At 42.5% G+C, this 503-nt stretch carries 1 tRNA gene; it reads right to left on the reverse strand.

Annotated features, from left to right (window positions below):
* Nucleotides 1–300 precede the first annotated feature (300 nt).
* A tRNA-Glu gene (locus IEY42_RS22290) sits at nucleotides 301–376 on the reverse strand.
* Nucleotides 377–503 lie beyond the last annotated feature (127 nt).

Raw genomic sequence — 503 nt, forward strand, 5'->3', positions numbered from 1 at the left:
CCTAGGCCTCTAGACGAATGGGACACAGTTGATACGTTATACTCTGTATCGAGTGAATACTCACTAATGTCTGTAGGCTAAACATTGGTGCTAATTGCTACAAATAAACAAGGATTCGAACCCCTGTTACCGCCGACTCTTTATAAACCAAAGTGGGCGATGTCCTAAGCTCTATTTCTAGACGAATGGGACACTTTTGATACGTTATGCTCTGTATCGAGTGAATACTCATCAATGTCTGTAGGCTAAACATTGATGCTATCGAATCGTTAACTTTACAGTCAACCACTCAAGAAAAAGTGGTATCCCATAGGGGATTCGAACCCCTGTTACCGCCGTGAAAGGGCGGTGTCCTAGGCCTCTAGACGAATGGGACACTTTTGATACGTTATACTCTGTATCGAGTGAATACTCACTAATGTCTGTAGGCTAAACATTGGTGCTATCGAATCGTTAACTTTACAGTCAACCACTCAAGAAAAAGTGGTATCCCATAGGGGATT

Source organism: Shewanella algicola (assembly GCF_014648035.1).
GTDB classification, from domain to species: Bacteria; Pseudomonadota; Gammaproteobacteria; order Enterobacterales; family Shewanellaceae; genus Shewanella; species Shewanella algicola.